The organism is Streptomyces sp. SPB074, assembly GCF_000154905.1.
Lineage (GTDB): Bacteria > Actinomycetota > Actinomycetes > Streptomycetales > Streptomycetaceae > Streptomyces.
Genome location: NZ_GG770539.1, coordinates 2,126,792 through 2,129,031, shown reverse-complemented (window position 1 = coordinate 2,129,031; position 2,240 = coordinate 2,126,792). Strand labels below are relative to the sequence as shown.

The window sequence follows — 2,240 nt, the reverse complement described above, 5'->3', positions numbered from 1 at the left end:
GGCCCGGAGCGGCCCGGGGCCGTGCCGGGGGGCCGCGTTAGGCTCGCCCCATGCGTGACACCACCGCCCCCCTCGCCCCGCCCGCGCTCGACCTCGGGCTCGACGCGGGGGCCCTGACGGCCGCCCTCGTGGACTTCCCCTCCGTCAGCGGTGCGGAGGAGGCGCTGGCCGACGCGATCGAGGCGGCGCTGCGCCCGCTGCCGCACCTCACGGTCGACCGCCACGGCAACAACATCGTGGCCCGCACCACGCTCGGCCGCCCCGAACGCGTCGTGCTCGCCGGTCACATCGACACGGTCCCGATCGCGGACAACGTGCCCTCCCGGCTCGACGCGGACGGCCTCCTGTGGGGCTGCGGCACCAGCGACATGAAGGCGGGCGTCGCCGTACAGCTCCGCCTCGCCGCGACCCTCCCCGCCCCGAACCGCGACCTGACCTTCGTCTTCTACGACAACGAGGAGGTCGCCGCCGACCGCAACGGCCTCGGCCACCTCGCGAGCGCCCACCCCGACTGGCTCACGGGCGACTTCGCCGTCCTGCTCGAACCCTCGGACGGCGAGGTCGAGGGCGGCTGCCAGGGCACCCTGCGCGTCCACCTCCACACGCGCGGCGAACGCGCCCACTCGGCGCGCTCCTGGATGGGCTCCAACGCGATCCACGCCGCCGCGCCGATCCTGGACCGCCTCGCCGCGTACGAGCCGCGCCGCCCGCTCGTGGACGGACTGGAGTACCGCGAGGGGCTCAACGCCGTCCGGATCGAGGGCGGTGTCGCGGGGAACGTCATCCCGGACGCGTGCGTCGTCACCGTCAACTACCGCTACGCCCCCGACCTCTCGGGCGACGAGGCGCTCGCGCACGTCGAGGAGGTTTTCGCCGGCTGCGGCGTCACGGACTTCGTCGTGGACGACCACAGTCCCGCCGCGCGCCCCGGCCTGACCCACCCGGCCGCCGCCGCGTTCCTCGAAGCCGTCGGCGGCACGCCGCGCCCCAAGTTCGGCTGGACCGACGTGGCCCGCTTCAGCGCCCTCGGCATCCCGGCCGTCAACTACGGTCCGGGCAACCCGCTGCTCGCCCACAAGCGCGAGGAGAACGTCGAGATCCGCCACGTCCTGGCGGCCGAGGAACGCCTGCGCGCCTGGCTCACGAGCTGAACTCTCTTTTGCGTCGGCTTTGCCCCCTTTTTTTTGCGTCGGCTTCGCCTCCGGGAGCGCCGGTGCCGGTGTCGAGTCACCCGACGTGCTCGGTCGCTCGTTCCTCGCGACCTGCGCGCGACGGGCGCCTCGACACCGTCGCGCTCCCTTCGGCTCTGCCGACGCTGCTCGGCCCTGCGGGCCTCGGGGCGGGGGGTGTGCGGGCGGCCGGATTCCGCTCCTTCGCGCCGCCACCACTCCCTGCTCATCTCCGCTTGCGCCGCAGGCCACGCCGGAGGTCCTACGCTGTCCGGACGCACGAATGAGAGGGGAGCGCGATGGCCAGTCTCGAATCGAACGGCCCGGTGGAGGAACAGCGTCTGGGACCGGTGGTACGCAGGCGCGACCAGGTGCAGCCCGGGACGACGGACCAGCGGCTGCTCGACTCGCGCGGTGACACGGACTGGGTGCACACGGACCCCTGGCGAGTCATGCGGATGCAGTCCGAGCTCGTCGACGGTTTCGGCGCGCTCGCCGAACTCCCCCCGGCCATCAGTGTCTTCGGATCCGCCCGGACGAGCCCCGACTCACCGGAGTACGCGCTCGGGGTCCGCCTCGGCCGCGCCCTCACGGAGGCCGGTTACGCGGTGATCACCGGGGGCGGTCCCGGTGCGATGGAGGCGGCGAACCGGGGCGCCTGGGAGGCGCAGGGAACGTCGGTCGGCCTGGGCATCGAGCTTCCCTTCGAGCAAGGGGTCAACAAGTACGTCGACATCGCGGTGAACTTCCGCTACTTCTTCGTGAGGAAGGTGATGTTCGTCAAGTACGCGAGAGGGTTCGTCGTCCTCCCCGGCGGCTTCGGCACGCTGGACGAACTCTTCGAGGCGCTGACCCTCGTCCAGACCCAGAAGGTCACCCGCTTCCCGATCGTCCTCTTCGGCACGGCGTACTGGGGCGGCCTCGTCGACTGGCTCCGGGACACCCTCATCGCCGAGGGCAAGGCCAACCCGGGCGACCTCGACCTCTTCCACCTGACGGACGACGTGGACGAGGCCGTGGCGCTCGTGACGAAGGAAGCGGGGGTCTGAAACAGCCGGGGCGGGGCGTCCG

The 2,240-nt window shown here is 72.5% G+C and carries 2 protein-coding genes; both read left to right on the top strand.

The window, feature by feature from the left end; genetic code table 11:
- Nucleotides 1-50: 50 nt before the first annotated feature.
- Nucleotides 51-1,151, top strand: coding sequence for a succinyl-diaminopimelate desuccinylase (gene dapE / locus SSBG_RS08515; protein ID WP_008745786.1), 1,101 nt, complete (start codon nt 51-53; stop codon nt 1,149-1,151).
- 317 nt (nt 1,152-1,468) lie between these two features.
- Nucleotides 1,469-2,218: a TIGR00730 family Rossman fold protein gene (locus SSBG_RS08505; protein WP_007822408.1), complete on the top strand. Its 750-nt coding sequence runs from the start codon at nt 1,469-1,471 to the stop codon at nt 2,216-2,218.
- Nucleotides 2,219-2,240 lie beyond the last annotated feature (22 nt).